The sequence below is a fragment of the Bradyrhizobium sp. HKCCYLS2038 genome (assembly GCF_051167655.1).
Classification (GTDB): Bacteria; Pseudomonadota; Alphaproteobacteria; order Rhizobiales; family Xanthobacteraceae; genus Bradyrhizobium.
The window spans coordinates 20863-36308 of sequence record NZ_JBNPTM010000013.1; the positions used below are offsets into that span (position 1 = coordinate 20863).

Sequence of the window (15446 nt, forward strand, 5' to 3'; positions counted from 1 at the left end):
GGAACGCCACGACGATGCGCCGGTCAGGAGGGAGCGCGGCGCTGATCGTGGTGGCTGCCGTCGGCCTGATCATCGCTGCTGTTCCCTCGGTGGCCAAGCCGCTGTTGCGCGCGGCAGGGCGCGCGCTGGTGCTGAGCGAGCCGGTTGCACCGGCCGACCTCATCGTCATCACGACCGATTCCGGCGGCGCGGGCGTGTTGCAGGCGGCGGACCTGATGCACGAGGGCATCGCGGCGCGCGTCGCCGTTTTCACCGATCCCCCCGGCAAGGAAGATTTGGAGTTCAGTCGCCGCGGTCTGCCCTACGAGGATGCCGCCGCCAGGCAGATCAGGCAGCTCGGCTCGCTCGGCATCAAGGATGTCGTCAAGATCCCGCGTGACGAGGCGGGATCGGGCGGCGAGGGGCGGGCGCTGGCGCCGTGGTCGGAGCAGCATGGCATCCGTTCCATCATCCTCGTCGCGGCCAGCGACCATTCGCGACGGCTGCGGCGCGTGCTCGATCGCGACATGAAGGGCCGTTCGACGCGGGTGCTGGTTCAAGCCGAGCGCTATTCGGGATTCGATCCCGAGTGCTGGTGGCAGACGCGTGGCGGCCTGCGGACGGCAATCATCGAGTTGGAGAAGCTCGCCCTCGACGTCGTTCTCCATCCTTTGTCATTTTGATCTCGCCTATCGAACGGATTGCTTGAATGTGCGGCATTGCTGGGATCATCGGACGGGTTGACGACGACAACCGCGCAGCGCTGCAGCGGATGAACGATGCCATGCTCCACCGCGGCCCCGACGCCGGGGGCACGTGGGTCTCGGAGCCCGACGAGCGCGGCTGGGGTGCGCTGCTGGCGCATCGCCGGCTGGCGATCCTTGATCTCTCCCCAGCCGGCGTGCAGCCGATGACCGATCCGGTGACCGGGCACGTCATCGTTTTCAACGGCGAGATCTACAATTTCGCCGATCTGCGGCAGCGCCTGATCGCCGGCGGCCAGCGCTTCACGTCAACCGGCGACACCGCCGTGATGCTGCGCGCGCTGGGTCTGCATGGGCCGGAGGCCATGGCCTGGCTGCGCGGGATGTTCGCCTTTGCCTGTTGGGATCCGGGCCAGCGCCAGCTGCTGCTGGCGCGCGACCCGCTGGGCATCAAGCCGCTCTATGTCGCCCGCGCGGCAAACCGCGACGGGGGCTGGTCGCTGGCCTTCGCATCGGAGCTGCGCGCGCTGCTGGCGTCGGGCCTGCTCGGCACGCCGACGCTCGATTCGCAAGCCGTCGCCAGCGCGGTGTGGAACGGTTTCGTCGTCGGTCCCGGCACGACGGTGAAGGGCGTCGAGCTGCTGCCGCCGGGCCATCTGACGGCCGTCGATGGCGTCGGCAACACCATCCGCGACGAGGATTTCTGGAGCATTCCCCCGCTCGCGCCCGAGCAGGGGATGGACGAGGAGCAGCTCACCGAGGTGCTGGAGGAGACGCTGCGGCTGCATCTCGCCAGCGACGTGCCGCTGGCCGTGTTTCTGTCGGGTGGCATCGATTCCTCCGTGATGGCCAATCTGGCGCAGCGTGCGGCGACGAGCCCGATCCACACTTTCACGCTGGCCTTCGAGGAGCAGGAGCTGAACGAGGGGCCGATCGCGCGGCGCATCGCCGAGGCGCTCGGCACCGAGCATCACGAGGTGGTGCTGACCGAGCAGCACTTCGTCGACAATCTCGACGCCGCCCTCGACAGCCTGGACCAGCCGACCTTCGACGGCTTGAACGCCTACTACATGTCGCACGCCATCCGCGGCGCCGGCTTCACTGTGGCGCTGTCGGGCACGGGCGGCGACGAGCTGTTCGGCGGCTACACCTCGTTCCGCGATCTGCCGGTGCTGCAGCAATGGTCGCAGCGCACCGCATGGATGCCGGGCGGCCTAAAGGTCGCCGCTGCCACACTGGCCTCCCGGATGCTGTCGCCGTCCGGCGGCGCCGTCGCCGCGCAGACGCGCTGGGCCAAGCTTCCGGACATGATCCGGCGCGGCGATGATCTCCTGGCGCTCTACCAGATGGCCTATGCGCTGTTCCTGCCCGGCTTTCAGCGCGAGCTGCTCGCGCCGGACGTCGCCGCGACGGTCAGCGACGGCCTGCCCGCGGCGATGAAGGCGAAGATCACAGCCGAGACCCGCGCCCGCACGCCGCTGTCTGCGATCAGCGTCATGGAGCAGCGCCTGTTCCTGGGCGAGCGCCTGCTGCGCGACAATGACGTGGCGAGCATGGCGGCCTCGCTGGAGCAGCGTGTGCCGCTGGTCGATCAGGTGCTGCTCGAAGCGGTCGACCGGCTGCCCGATGCGTCGCGCTACGAGCCCCTGCGTAGCAAGGCCATGTTGAGGCGCATCGGCCTGCGCGGGTTGGATCTGTCGCTGTTCGACCGGCCGAAGAGCGGCTTCGTGCTGCCGATGGACCGCTGGATCCGCCGCGGCCTGCAGGATGCGATGGACCAGACGCTGCGCGACCCGCAGGCGACGGCGCCCGTGGGTCTCGACCCCGCGGCGGTGGAGCGGCTCTGGCGTGCCTTCCTCGACGGTGCTCCGGGACTTTATTGGTCGCGCGTGTGGTCGATCTACGTGTTCGTCCGCTGGTGCCACCGCCACCGCGTCTTCCGTTGAGACGCCAGTGTCGGATCTAGCGCGAGGTCGAGCGCTAGACGCGACCTGACCGAAGCGGCAAGGCCGTCGCGCCCGGCGCCTCCGCCACTCCGCTCGCAACATTCTCCGCGCCGACAGGCCTGAAGCTTTGTCTCAGCCGTTTGAAATACGGCTCGACGTAGCGCTCGATGGCAGCCGCAAAGGCCACCGAGATCAGCAGCGCCAACGGAAACAGCAAGTAGGGCTTGGCGGCGATTGCGGGAAGGTTCTTGTCGATCGTCCGGATGATTACATTGTGGATCAGGTAGACCGCGTAGGAATAGGTCCCGAGCGTCATCACCCAGGGGCGGTTGAGATAGCGAAACGGCGCAGCGTCCGCAAAGCGCACCGCAAAGTAGAACAACGGCATCAGGGCGAGGCCCTGAATGGTGTAGCGCGCGGTCTCGCGGAAGGAGGGATCGCGGTAGAGCAGGGAAAACAGCAGCGTCGCTGCAGCGGTCGCCATGATGGCCCAGTGCACCGGGGCGATCGTACCGGCCGAGGATCTTTGCCGGACCGGTTTCATGACGAGCGCGAGAATGCATCCGTAAGCGATCGAGTCGATGCGCGTGTCGGACGCGTAATAGGTGCGGTCGGAAAAGAAGCCGGGTGTGTGCAGCAGGTGGATACGCCAGGCCAGAACGGCAAGACACACCATCGCGAGCAACGCGCCGATTGTGCGCGGCCGCAGCGCAAATCCGAGCAGCAGGCTCATCAGCAGCGGATAGACGATGTAGAAGTGCTCTTCGACCGCGAGAGACCACAGAATGCCGGTACCATCCGGGACGGTGTTGCCGGGATCGAAGAACAGACCATAATAGTTGGCGAAATACAGCAGCTGCGCCGCAAGGCCCTTGGCTGTGATGCCGCCGTCCAGCAGGCCGGCCCCGGTCAGACCATAGGCGATCCCCAGGGACAGCAGCAGGGGTGGCATCAGACGGAACACGCGGCGGGCATAGAAGCTTGGAACATGGAGTGTGCCGGTGCGCTGATGTTCTGCCAGCATCAGCGTCGTGATCAGGAAGCCGCTCAGGAAAAAGAAGATCGTGACTCCGAAGCCGCCGGGGACCAGCGTCTGCAGCCCGGAATGCCCGAGCACGACGATCAGCACGGAGATCGCGCGGATGCCGTCCAGCGAGGGAATGACGGGAGAATGATGGCCTTGCGCCACGGACGGCGGTGCCGTGGCGGAACCCGCGGACTGTTCGCCGGTCGCCTCCGGACCCGTCGATCCCGGGCGATGCCGATTGAACTCGAGAATCTTGGCCATGGTGTCCAGGGGGCTGGTCGATCAAAGATCGGCGGACTTGCGCGCGTTTGGCCCGGCTGCGGATCGGGCCGGCAGCATCATCGGGAATCAGTGAGCGGATGGCTTGCCTGCCAGAGCGGGGCGCGCTCGGCATTGATCCGAGCGGTCGCCGCGCGCTTGCCGAGCCGCAGGCACGCTGTCTGATAGTCACGAAGAAAGCGCCTGAATTCGAGATCGTCGTAGCGCGGCAGCCCCTTCAGCCAACTTCTGAAGTAACCCCACAGCATCGCCGTGCTGCCGATCAGCGCCGGATAGGCGGGCAAGTGATAGACGGCGACCGCGAGATGATAGAGCGGCGACGTGCCCATGAAATACTGGCCGAAGCCCTTGCGCAGGCGGCCGGTCCAGATCCCCTTGTGGCTGGCTCCCTGCGGCCGCAGGTGAATGAAGCGTAGCGCCTCGCTGTCGATGCTCTCGGCGATCCAGCCGAGCATCCGGCAGCGATGGCAGTCGATGCCGTCCCACATCACCTGGCGGACGAAGCCGCCGATCTCCTGGAAGCAGGCCACGCGGTAGAACTTGGTCATGCCGACCGACATCTCGTCGCCGCAGACCTCCGGCTCCAGGGCGCCGGTTTGCGGATGCACGAACCACGGTTTTCCTGAGGTCGTGCCGACCCGCGGATCCGCCTCCATCCGCGCCATCAGCAGTTCGAAATAGCGCGGCGGCAGATCGAGATCCACGTCGAGCTTGCAGACATAGTCGAAATCCTCGAGCGAGACCGTCTCAAGCCCGGCATAGAACGCCTCGATCACCCCGGGGCCGACCTTGCGTCCGCCGCGATCCGCGCGGCGCACCACGCGCAAATAGGGCAGGCGCCGGGCATAATCTTCGAGAATGGCGGGCGTGTCGTCGGTCGAGCCGTCGTCAACGACGATCCAGAGCGCCGGCGGCACCGATTGTGCCGCGACGCTGTCGAGCGTCCGACGGAGATACTGGGCCTCGTCCCGGCAGGGCGAGATGAGCAGATAGCGGCGCGATGGCGTCACGTCTCAAATTCCTTCGCAGAAGCCCGCTGGCCGACGCAGATCCGTTTCGGAGCGTTCGTCGTTAACGGCTTTCAATAAATTAAATCCTGATTTAATATTAAATCATGACGCGTGTCAAAATAATGGTGAGACTGAATCGGGGCGGCCTGGGTGAGCTTCCTGGCCGCTCGTCCTGGACTGCGCTCGGCCCCGCGGGCTCAGCCCCCCGGGCGGCGACGGCCGGCGGCCACGAGCACGGGTCGCGGACAAGTCAGGCGCGGCTCCGAATGCTCTCCGCGGTCCTCCTTGCCGCAGCAGGTCTTGGTATCTCGGCGCTGGGGTGCGCCGATGCCGCCGACTCGGCAACCCCGGTGCAGTCATCGCTGGCCGGTGATCTCCTGCCGGCAGATCGCGTCGCCGCGTGGACTCCGGGTCTGATGTCGGAGGGCGGCATTCCACACCGCACCACGGTCTATCGGACGCTGCTCCCGAGCGGGCGCGACGACAGCGGCGCGATCCAGGCCGCACTCTACGCCGCGCCGGCGGGGCAGGTGGTGATGCTCGGGCCGGGCACCTTCATTGTCCGAGAACCGCTTCTGATCAGCCGCGCGGTCACCTTACGCGGTTCCGGTGCGGGTTCGACGATCCTGATGAAGCCGAATGGCGCGCGTGCCAGAACATCAACCGTCATTGCCGGCACCAGTGGGATTCTCGCTCCGGTCGATCCGGGATCATACAGCTATGATGCAAAGCCGATCATCATCGTCGGGCCATCGCGCTGGAACAACGGCCCCGACAGCAGCGCGTCGCAGAACCTGCGCGTGGACGGCGCCCAGAGCGCAACCTCGATCACGCTGGACAGCACCGTGGGCTTCAAAGCCGGCGATGTCGTCCTGCTCGATGAAGCCAGCGGCGCGTCATGGCAGCCGACGCCTGCGGGTTTCCCGGGAGCCGCCAAGGTCTGGCAAGGGGATCGCGTCGCCTGGAACATGCACCTTCCGGTGCAGCCCGGCGACGACAACGCCGGCGCGGATGCCGGCGGTCCGTTTGATCAGACGCCCGGCGTGCTGCCGAAATCGATGTCGTGGTTCGCGCGCGCCGACCGCCCGACGTCCGAGATCAAGCAGATCGCCTCGGTAACGGATGGCATGGTGACGTTCACGTCGCCGTTGACGATCAGCTATCGCGCCAGCCATCAGGCGCAACTCACGCCCTACAGCACCGATCCGAACAGTGGTCGCCATGCAGCCAACGCCCGCGACGTTCACATCGCCCATGCCGGCGTCGAAAATCTCAGCATGATCGGCGGTGCGGATGGCGCCTTGCGGTTCGAGACCGCCGCGTTCTCGTGGGCGAAGGCGATCGAAGTGACGCAGTGGCTTGGGGAGGGAGTGGCCATCAACAACTCGTTCCGGATCGAACTTCGCGACTCCTACATCCATGAGGGGTCCTGGCCGCAGCCAGGCGGCGCCGGCTATGCGATCAGCCTTGCCGCGGGTTCATCGGAAATCCTCATCGAGAACAACATCCTGGTCGATGTCTGCAAGAACATGGTGTTTCGTTCCTCGGGCGCAGGCAGCGTCGTCGGCTACAACTATGCCGACGATTCGTTCGACTTCGATAATCCCGGGTGGGTCGAAGTCGGGATCAACGCCTCGCATATGGCCGGTCCGCATCACGTTCTGTTCGAAGGCAATCTGTCTCACAATGCCGACAGCGACTACACGCACGGCAACGCCATCTACCTGACCTTCTTTCGCAATCACCTGACGGGACAGCGCCAGCGTCTGGTCGACCGCGCAGGCCTCCGCACCGTCGGCCTCGCCTACGGATCGTGGTGGGATTCCTTCGTTGGAAACGTCCTCGGTCGTCCGCGGCGCATGTCCGGATGGAGCTATGATGATCCGTCGATGGTTCTGACCGGCGCCATGTGGGGGCAAGGCGGCCTCGGCAACATCTGGATGCTGGGTTATGATCCGGAGCGCTGGTCGATGTCTGCAGACCCGAAGACGTTGGCGACCGTCATTCGTGGCGGCAATTTCGATTATCTGACCAACAAGGTGGTGTGGAGCGAGGGCTTGCAGGCTCGGCCTCTGCCCGCCTCACTCTACCTGAATACGAAGCCAGGCTTTTTCGGCACACATCCGTGGCCATGGGTCGATCCGACCGGGGAGACCAAGCTCCATACGCTGCCGGCCAAGGCGAGACTTGATGCCGGGTCGCCGTTCGCCGCAGCGCCCGGCGCTACGCAGTAGCCTGCAATCAAACGAGCAGGGCGCCCTCCGCAAGAGCTCAGATGCGGATGCCAACGCGGGGGCGCCATGCCGGGCGCGAGCGCCCGGCGCGAACCTGTGTTTCCTGCGTGCGGCGTGCGGGCAAGCTCACCGTCGATCGGCGCCAGTAGCGTGCGGCGTCGACGGCGACGAGAACGAACAAGACCCAGGACACATCGAAGGCCCGCAGCCATAACGTTTCGAGGAAATTGTAAATCATGACGAACAAGGCAACGGAGAGCAGGATCCATGCCCGCTTGTAGTCATGGTCCATGACGCGGCCGATCACGTGAACAGTGGCCGCAAGAAACATCAGCAGAAAGGCCAGGCCGAAATATCCCAGCTCAAGCATCGCATCGTAATAGCCGTTGTGGGAATTCGGCATGCCCTTCACCCAGCCGGGCGCTTCCGTGATACTCGGCGCATCCGCTCCGACCAGCCAGAAGCCCTGATAGCCCCAACCGAGCAGCGGCCGCTGAGCGATCTCTGATTTCGCGAAAGCCCATATCGTCGTCCGACCCGTGAAGCTGGAGTCGCCTGTCAGCAGATAGGCGATGCGATTGGTGCTGAAGCCAAACAGCTCGCTCAGAACGATGTAGCCCAGGACCATCGCCGTGAGGATCAGAACCGGCGAGATCCGGCAGCTCCGGGCAAGGAGAAGGACAACGAAGGCCAGAGCCGGAGCCAGGAGGGCGAGCCCAAGGGCCGTCTTGGAACTCGAGATGAAGATCAAGGTGACTGCACCGCAGGCCACCACGATCGCCAAGACGCGGCGGTGGCCTGCATAACGCAGCTCGTGGATCGCGAGCAGAAGTGCTGCGGCGGCAAATTCACCGAGCAGGTTCTTTCCCGAAAAATATCCCTGGTAGCCGATATCGACCAGCTGCGCGCCGTATAGCGCGTAGCTCGCATAGCCGCCGGGGATCAGCAGCACGTTCAGGATCACGCCGACGGCAAAGCAGGCGAACATCCCGCGCAGGATGTCTGCCGTCGGATTGGCCAGCAACGCGGGCAGCACGATCGCAGTGAGCACCATCGCTTCCTGCGCGAAGCGGACGAAGGTAATTTCGGGCTTGAGCGCCCATCCCACGCTGGCGCCGGCAAAGCAGAAATAAGCCGAGAGACTGACGATGTTCGGCGGAACGGACAGGCGGCCGCCGCGCGCGAGGCGCTGCGCGGCAACGATGAGGGCAATGGCCGCGAGAGCCGGCCAGAAGACGCGGTTCTCGATGCGGCTCTCCAGCAGGCCTTCAAGCCCGGGCGATGGCGGGAAACCGAAATAGATCAGGGGCTGGATCAGCGAAGAATAGGCAAAGGCCGCAATCGGGATCAGCGCGCAGATGTCGAAGGTCGGCGCGGCGACGTGCGGCCCGGCTGATAGCTGCGTCGTTGAAGGTCGGGGCATCTGCGCTCTGTCTGAATGTCGTGGCCGGAAGAATTTGAACCGGTAGCCGTCCGTCCGATTATGGCCCGGGGCTGCAATTAAATCAAACGACATCCCGATATTCTCGATGATTTGCTTCAAGGCTGCCGAAAATCAATTCGCCGCCCACAATTAAACCACATTGAATAAATCAGATGATTTAAATTTAAATGGTTTAATTCAGGCCGTGCGCCCCTTGGCGGGGGAGTTGCCGGAGCCGCGCCGTGGTGCGAGCTCGAGGGAGGCAGTCGATGTTGACCACGCAGGAACTGCAGGAGGCCGAACGTTCCTATCATCGCGTGGGCCGCGCCGGGACCGGGCTCGATCGGCCCGAGATCGATGCGCTGATGCCTGATCCGGCCGTTTCGGACGACGACCTGTCGCGTGACGTCTATTGCGTGCTCGGAATACCGATCGATGCCATCGGCATGCGCGGGGTTCTGCGTCGCATCCGTGATGCCGCCCGACGAAGAACGCGGCTGCTGATCTCCACTCCCAATCTCAACTTCCTGGTCACGAGCCAGTCGAACAGGAGCTTCAGGGACTCCCTGATCCTAAGCGACCTCTGCACCGTGGACGGCATGCCGGTGGTGTGGATCGCCCGGCTCATCGGCATCCCGATCAAGAGGCGGACGGCCGGAGCCGACATCTTCGATGCGCTCAAGTCCGACGCCGGTCCGTCGAGGTCGCTCAAGCTGTTTCTGTTCGGCGGCCCGGAAGGCGCCGCCGAGCGCGCCGCTCGCACGCTGAACAGCCAGTCGGGTGGGCTTCGCTGCGTCGGCTGGTCGAACCCCGGCTACTGTTCCGCCGAGGAGATGAGCCGGGATCACATCATCGAGGAGATCAACGCCAGCGGGGCGGATTTCCTGGTGGCATCCTTGAGCAGTCAGAAGGGGCAATCCTGGCTCCAGCATAATCACCAGCGGCTCGAGATTCCGGTGCGCGCCCATCTCGGCGCTGCGCTCAACTTCCAGGCCGGCACGGTGAAGCGCGCGCCGCCGTTCATGCGCAGATTGGGCCTGGAGTGGCTCTGGAGGATCAAGGAGGAGCCTTACCTCTGGCGGCGCTACTGGAACGACGGCACGGCGATGCTGCGGCTGCTGTTCACCCGCGTGCTGCCCTTCGTGGTCTCGACGTGGTGGATGCGGCGCACGCATGAGCGGGGAGAGGCTCTCACGATCACGCAGGATTACGGCTCGCGGGAGGTCACGCTCAGCCTCTCCGGACCTGCCGATGCGCGGCACGTGGATCGGGCCGTTCCGGTGTTCCGCTCCGCGGTGGCGGTCCGCAAGCGCGTGCTGATCGACTTCTCCAACGTTTGCGCCATCGATTCGCGCTTCCTCGGATTGCTGCTGATGCTGCGGAAGCAGCTGGAGACCCAGGGCTGCAGCGCGACCTTCGTCGGCGTCTCGCCTCAACTCGCCAGGATCTTCCGCTTCGGCGGCCTGGAGCTGCAATGATGATGAAGTCATCGAGAGCGGCCGTCGCGGACACCCGCGCCGTGTCGACCGGGTTGCCGCCTGCGCTCCGTGGACACCTTCCGGCGCTCGATGGTGTGCGCGGGCTGGCTGTCATGATGGTCCTGGTCTTTCACTTCGTGGGATCGATGCTTTCGACCAATTCGGTCGAGCGTGCGATCCTCGCCGTCGTCAAGCAGGGCGTGATCGGAGTGGACCTCTTCTTCGTTCTGTCCGGCTTCCTGATCACCGGGCTGCTCTACGACGCGCGCGAGACGCCGCATTGTCTGCGCAACTTCTATCTTCGACGCGCCTTGCGGATCTTTCCGCTCTACTACGGCGTGCTCATGCTCGTGTTCTTCGTCGCCCCTCACATACCGTCTTTCCAGGGGCCGACGTTGAACTCCCTGGTGGAGCGGCAGGGCTGGGCCTGGCTCTACGGCGTGAACGTCTATCTTGCCGGACACGAGGAGTGGTCGTTCTCCTACCTCAATCATTTCTGGTCGCTGTCGGTCGAGGAACATTTCTATCTGTTCTGGCCGTTTGTGGTGTCGTTGCTGGCCAAGCGGCCGAAGGCGCTCATTGCGGCCAGCCTGGCGATCTCTGTCGGCGCCATGCTGGCGCGCATTGTCGGCCTCGCGGCGGGGCTGAGCTGGTGGACGACGATCGTACTCACGCCGTTCAAGCTCGACGGTCTGGCGCTGGGGGCGGCCGTCGCGCTCATTGCGCGCCAGCCTGGCGGGTTGGATCGGCTGGTGGGCGCGCTTCCCAGACTCACAGGTGTGTCCGGCGCGCTCGTCGTTTTCACCTTCGTCTGGACTGGTCTCGTGTCGCGCGAGGGTCTCGAAATCACGGGGGCGATCCGGGCGGCGCTGCTCCAGATCATGCTCGCCTGTCTGCTGGTCTGGACCCTCGTCGCGCCCCAGCCTTCGGCGATCTCTCGCTTCTTTCGCAGCCGCGTCATGGTGTTTCTCGGCACCTACAGCTACGGCTTGTATGTCTACCATCATTTCTTCTCGTATTATTTCGCCAGCAACCGGACCGAGCTGGAGCTGGCCAGCCGGGTCGGCTCCCATGGGCTGGCCGTCGCATTGCAGGCGGCGTTCGGAATCTTGGCCTCGGTGGCCGTCGCCGTCTTGAGCTATGAGCTGTTCGAGAAGCGGATTCTCCGTCTGAAGAGCCGGTTCGGAGGGGGCGGTGACATCCCTGCGCGGGGACGAGATGCCGCTCTTGCGGCGGCGACGTGATCGGTGCGCGCGCCTGACCGCCTTCTGAAGGCCTAGGCTTTGGGGTGGAGCGCGCCGCACAGGTCTGCAGCCGCAGTGCCAGACGCGGCAGGCCGGACACGGCGCGAAGTCTTGATCGACTTCTACCGTGGTTGCTCGATGCTGCTTGTGTTCTATCACCACACGGCAAACGAATTTCGCGACTCCGTAGACGACGCCGCTGCTGCTGGCGCTGCTGTGGGCGTTGTTCGCCCGCACCAGGCAATCGCCCGTCGTCGCGCTGGTCCTCAATGTCGGCCAGAATTCGCTGGTCGCGTTCCTCGGCTCGGAGGTGGTCCGCCAGTCGGTGAAGCTGGCGCTCGTGATCGGAGGCGTTCATCCTCAGGTTCTCGGTCAGACCGTCATGGGCCTGTTCGACGTCGTGCTGGTGACGATTGTGCTATGGCTCTATCGCCAGCATTGGCAGCATCCCCTCCCGGTGCTTCAGCCGGTGGACCGCCGATAGCGATTTTTTGGCGGTGCAGTGTTGCTCCCCTGCGCTTGTTCGAATCCGCCGAGGCGGCTTAGCTCATCCCTAACCATTCGCCGCTAGCCTCTGGACTTGAGCGAGGAGGCATGAATCTGATGTGGGTGATCGCGCTTCATTTCGGAGCCGGGGCCGTCGCGGGAGCGGCGTTCAATGTTCGCACCCTGATTGCACTCGTGGCCATCGCCGCCGTGGAATGCCTCGTGGCCGCAGCCATCAGTGGCCTGTCCGCGGCGCTGTTGTCGATCGGCGCCCTGATCGCGGTCCAGGTCGGGTATCTCGCCGGCGTCTACCTTCGCAGCGCGCTCGAGCGCGTCGGTATCGCCCAGCCATCCGTCCGCCCGGAACACCAGCGGTAGCTCGTTCCGTCGCGTCTCGGCGGTCGCCGACGGACGCCTGATCCCCGACCGCAGCGATAGCCCGCGCCAGCCGCCGCACGGCCTTGATGATCAGCCTGAGCCGATTGCGGAGCTTGTCGTCTGCGGCGAGCGGATCGCGCACGGCTGCTACTCGGCCATCACCTGTCCGTAGCGGGCATAGTGCTCGTGGTTGTAGTAGTCGCCGAAATGCGTGCCGTAGCGCTTCAGCGCCTTCATGTCGGTCTTGTTGAGCACGACGCCGAGCAGCGCATCATAGACGTTCGGCGCGGTATTGAGCGCGTGCTCGATCACCTCTGCCGGCGTCCGTCCCCATTCGACCACCAGGAGGAAGCTGTCGAGCAGCGCCGAGATCGCGCGCGCATCGGCGACCGGCGCCAGCGGCGGAAGATCGACGATGACGTAGTCGTAGGTGTCGCGCAGCCGGTCGAGCAGCTTTCGCATCTGCTCGTGGGCGAGAATGTCGCTGGTGTCGCGCGCGGCAACGCCCTTCCCGGGCAGGAAATGCAGGTCGGTGACGGCATCGGTCCAGACCGTTTCTTCAAGGCTTCGTGCGCCCAGGACGATGTCGGCAATGCCGGTGCGGGCCTCCGGAGCGAGCGTCGCGGAGAGCGACGGATTCCTGAGATCGCAATCCACCACGATGACCCGCTTCCCGGACCTCGCCATGAGCTGGGCCAGCGAGGCGGCGATGAGGGACTTGCCCTCGTTGGGCAACGCGGATGTCAGCCCGAAGACCTTGCGCGAGGTTCGGCTGGGATCCTGCTCGATCGCGACCTTGAGGGACCGGATCGATTCGGCAAAACGGGAGGAGGGCATCGCCGACGCAGCCCAGCACGTGCCGGGACGTCTCGTCACCGTGCGCTCGCTGCAAGCCGTCTCTGCCGGCGCACTACCGACGGCTGCCTTTTGGGTGACCTTGATCACCTCGCCCTGGTTCAACAGGGGCACGACCGAGAGGCAGGGCAGGCGCAGGCGGTCCTCGAGTTGCGCCGTGGTGCGGAAGCTGCGGTCCCTCATGTCGCGAAGCAGTCCCAGGCCGCCGCCGAACGCCAGGCCGCCGAACAGACCGATCGCCAGCAGCGCCATGGATTTCGGCTTGCTCTTCTTCTTGGGCGGCGTGGCCGCAGAGATGACCCGCGCCTTGGTGATCGGGAACGAGCCCTGCTGTACCGAGCCCATGTAGCGCTGCAGAAAACTGTCATACAACGCGCGATAGCTCTTGGCGCTGGTCTCCAGCTCCTTGATGCTGAGCTCGGCAGCCCGCGTGTCCTGCGACCGCGCCACAGCATCAGCCAGCTGGCTTTCGATCTCCTGCTGCTGCCGCCTGGCCTCCTCGTAATCGTGCTTGGCGACATCGGCGAGACGGCGAACCTCCTCCAGCATCGCCTGGCGAATGCTCTTCATCGTGGCGCGGATATTGATGACCGCCAAGTGGTCATTGCCGTATTTGGCGGCGTATTCGTACTCCCGCTTGGCAATATCGAGATACTGCTGGCGCAGGCCGTTGATGATCTGGGTGCCGTTGGAGTTGCTCAGGGACAGCCCGTCCGGCGGGTTGAGGTTGCCGCTGAGTTCTGCCGGGGAAAAGTCCGAGACGGCCGCGACGCTGTCGAGCGGCCCATTCGAATGTCCCGCGGCGAGCATGTCGTCAAATCGGTTCAGACGAGTCATCAGCGAGGCCGTATGGGTACGGGCCGCGATCAGGCGGTTGGTCAGCTCCGTGACCTGCTGCTGGTCCATGAACCTGCCGTCGGCCGAAATGATGTTGTGGCGGTTCTTCAGCTCGTTCACCGAGCGCTCGGCCGCGGTTGCGTCATTCCCCAGTTCCTGCAGGCGCTCATGCAGCCAGGCCGTCAACGTGCGCTGCTCGTTGGCTTCCGCCTTCAGCTGCTGATCGAAATACTCCTTGACGATCGCATTGGCGATCACGGCCGCCCGCTGCGGATCGCTGGCGGTGAAATCGACCTCGACGACGGTGCTGGTGCCGATCCTGAAGGTGTTCATGCGCCGCTGGAATTCTTCGAGCAGATCATCCATCGACGGCGTCGTCGGCTCCGGAGCGGCGCCCAGCAGCGCGCGGATCGCGGTGACCGGGCCGTGCAGCGGGCTGGCCTTGCCGTTGAAATCGGGATCCTCAGCCAGGTTGAGCTTGGTGATGACCGCCGCCGCAATCGATTTGGACTTCAGGATTTCGATCTGCGATTCCATGTCGAGCGGCGGATCGTCCTGGGCTGGTTGTGGCTGAACCGCCGGAGGCTTGGCACTGCCGATCATGATCTTGACATCAGCCGAATAGGTCGGCGGGAGGATCTTGACGACGGCAATGCTGGCCAAGAGCGACACCGCAGCGGTGGCTGCAATCAGCCGGTAACGCCGGCGCAGGAATCCGAGCGCCATATCGAGCGCGCCTGCCCTGTTGCGCTCCCAGCCCTGGTCCTGTTGAGGATTATAGGCAGCCGTGCTTGCGTTAGGGTTATGCAGCATGTTTTTGAAGCTTCATGAGTTGCGCTTCGGACGCCGGGGCCGTCCGGATGCCTGCCTGAACAATGATTTATTTTTTCGCGTCATTAAACGATCTGGGGTGCCGCTTGATTTAATTTATAATAAATATAATGTCGCCCGGCAAGCGAGTTTAAAAAATTAAACGACATCGGCAGAGGCGCATGCTGGGAGCGGTCGTCGAACGACGCCGACGGCAGGCACGTCGTCCGGGCGAGCAGCGTGATGCTGCGGCCTCGCGGCGCCGATGCGTCCGAGCTGTGCCGGTGGTCTCGCCCTCGAAAGAGCCGAGGGCGCAGGGAATGCCGGGCGCTGGCCGCACCCATGGCCCGCCTGCGAAAAAAATGCAGGCGGCAGGAACCACAGGTTCAGCCGAGACATCCCGGCATTCCCCGCGCGATGGTTTGACGGCTTATACGTTCTCTCCCCGGGGACCGGCTGTCTTGCCCCCGTCACGGACGGATCATCGTCGCCATCCGCTTGGCCTCAGCACCGGGAGGCCAGGACCCTACGATTTCGCCGGCGCATCGGAGACGTTCGTCCGCATGATCACCATGCTGCGCTCCGACGCGCCCACCGCGTCCCACCCCGCGTGTCGTGACGATCGCGAAACGCCCCTCGTGCCGAGGCGGGACGGGCACAGACAATCATGATTTCGGAAAATTGGAAAGTGAAATATTTTGCGCGAGAGGACTGGACAGAGGTGATGTGGTTGGGACCACAGCTGAAATGAGCTTT

Annotated in this window: 12 protein-coding genes; 8 read left to right on the forward strand and 4 right to left on the reverse strand. The window is 64.6% G+C overall.

Annotated features, from left to right (window positions below; translation table 11 throughout):
• Positions 1-14: 14 nt before the first annotated feature.
• Positions 15-662 carry a hypothetical protein gene (locus ACQR1I_RS33665; protein WP_434869799.1) on the forward strand — a complete coding sequence of 216 codons (648 nt, stop codon included), beginning with the start codon at positions 15-17 and terminating at the stop codon, positions 660-662.
• A 26-nt stretch (positions 663-688) separates the two neighbouring features.
• Positions 689-2629: an asparagine synthase (glutamine-hydrolyzing) gene (gene asnB, locus ACQR1I_RS33670; protein WP_434869800.1), complete on the forward strand. Its 1941-nt coding sequence runs from the start codon at positions 689-691 to the stop codon at positions 2627-2629.
• Positions 2630-2663: 34 nt separating this feature from the next.
• On the opposite strand, the gene ACQR1I_RS33675 is transcribed toward asnB, so the two are convergent.
• Entirely contained in the window at positions 2664-3917 is a 1254-nt protein-coding gene (locus tag ACQR1I_RS33675; RefSeq protein WP_434869801.1) for an acyltransferase family protein, read from the reverse strand.
• Positions 3918-3994: 77 nt separating this feature from the next.
• Positions 3995-4945: a glycosyltransferase family 2 protein gene (locus tag ACQR1I_RS33680; protein WP_434869802.1), complete on the reverse strand. Its 951-nt coding sequence runs from the start codon at positions 4943-4945 to the stop codon at positions 3995-3997.
• Positions 4946-5211: 266 nt separating this feature from the next.
• Here ACQR1I_RS33680 and ACQR1I_RS33685 point away from each other — a divergent pair, with 266 nt between their 5' ends.
• On the forward strand, positions 5212-7179 hold the full coding sequence (locus ACQR1I_RS33685) for a pectate lyase (RefSeq protein ID WP_434869803.1): 1968 nt from the start codon (positions 5212-5214) through the stop codon (positions 7177-7179).
• Between the two features lie 37 nt (positions 7180-7216).
• On the opposite strand, the gene ACQR1I_RS33690 is transcribed toward ACQR1I_RS33685, so the two are convergent.
• Entirely contained in the window at positions 7217-8722 is a 1506-nt protein-coding gene (locus ACQR1I_RS33690; RefSeq protein WP_434869804.1) for an O-antigen ligase family protein, read from the reverse strand.
• Between the two features lie 149 nt (positions 8723-8871).
• Between ACQR1I_RS33690 and ACQR1I_RS33695 the strand changes: the two genes are divergently transcribed.
• The 4 genes from ACQR1I_RS33695 (at position 8872) to ACQR1I_RS33710 (ending at position 12188) form a co-directional block, all read left to right on the forward strand.
• The gene (locus ACQR1I_RS33695) at positions 8872-10080 is read left to right on the forward strand and encodes a WecB/TagA/CpsF family glycosyltransferase (RefSeq protein WP_434869805.1); all 1209 of its coding nucleotides are present in this window, start codon (positions 8872-8874) and stop codon (positions 10078-10080) included.
• Positions 10081-10082: 2 nt separating this feature from the next.
• Positions 10083-11324 carry an acyltransferase family protein gene (locus ACQR1I_RS33700; RefSeq protein WP_434869806.1) on the forward strand — a complete coding sequence of 414 codons (1242 nt, stop codon included), beginning with the start codon at positions 10083-10085 and terminating at the stop codon, positions 11322-11324.
• A gap of 223 nt (positions 11325-11547) precedes the next feature.
• A complete protein-coding gene (locus tag ACQR1I_RS33705; protein WP_434869807.1) occupies positions 11548-11808 on the forward strand; it encodes a hypothetical protein in 261 nt (86 codons plus the stop codon).
• A gap of 110 nt (positions 11809-11918) precedes the next feature.
• Positions 11919-12188 carry a hypothetical protein gene (locus ACQR1I_RS33710; RefSeq protein WP_434869808.1) on the forward strand — a complete coding sequence of 90 codons (270 nt, stop codon included), beginning with the start codon at positions 11919-11921 and terminating at the stop codon, positions 12186-12188.
• 147 nt (positions 12189-12335) lie between these two features.
• Here the strand turns inward: ACQR1I_RS33710 and ACQR1I_RS33715 are convergent, their stop codons facing one another.
• Complete coding sequence (locus ACQR1I_RS33715) at positions 12336-14693, reverse strand: polysaccharide biosynthesis tyrosine autokinase (RefSeq protein ID WP_434869809.1); 2358 nt, start codon at positions 14691-14693, stop codon at positions 12336-12338.
• Here ACQR1I_RS33715 and ACQR1I_RS33720 point away from each other — a divergent pair.
• Entirely contained in the window at positions 14692-14853 is a 162-nt protein-coding gene (locus ACQR1I_RS33720; RefSeq protein WP_434869810.1) for a hypothetical protein, read from the forward strand. The two genes, ACQR1I_RS33715 and ACQR1I_RS33720, sit on opposite strands and share 2 nt — an antisense overlap.
• Positions 14854-15446: the final 593 nt, after the last annotated feature.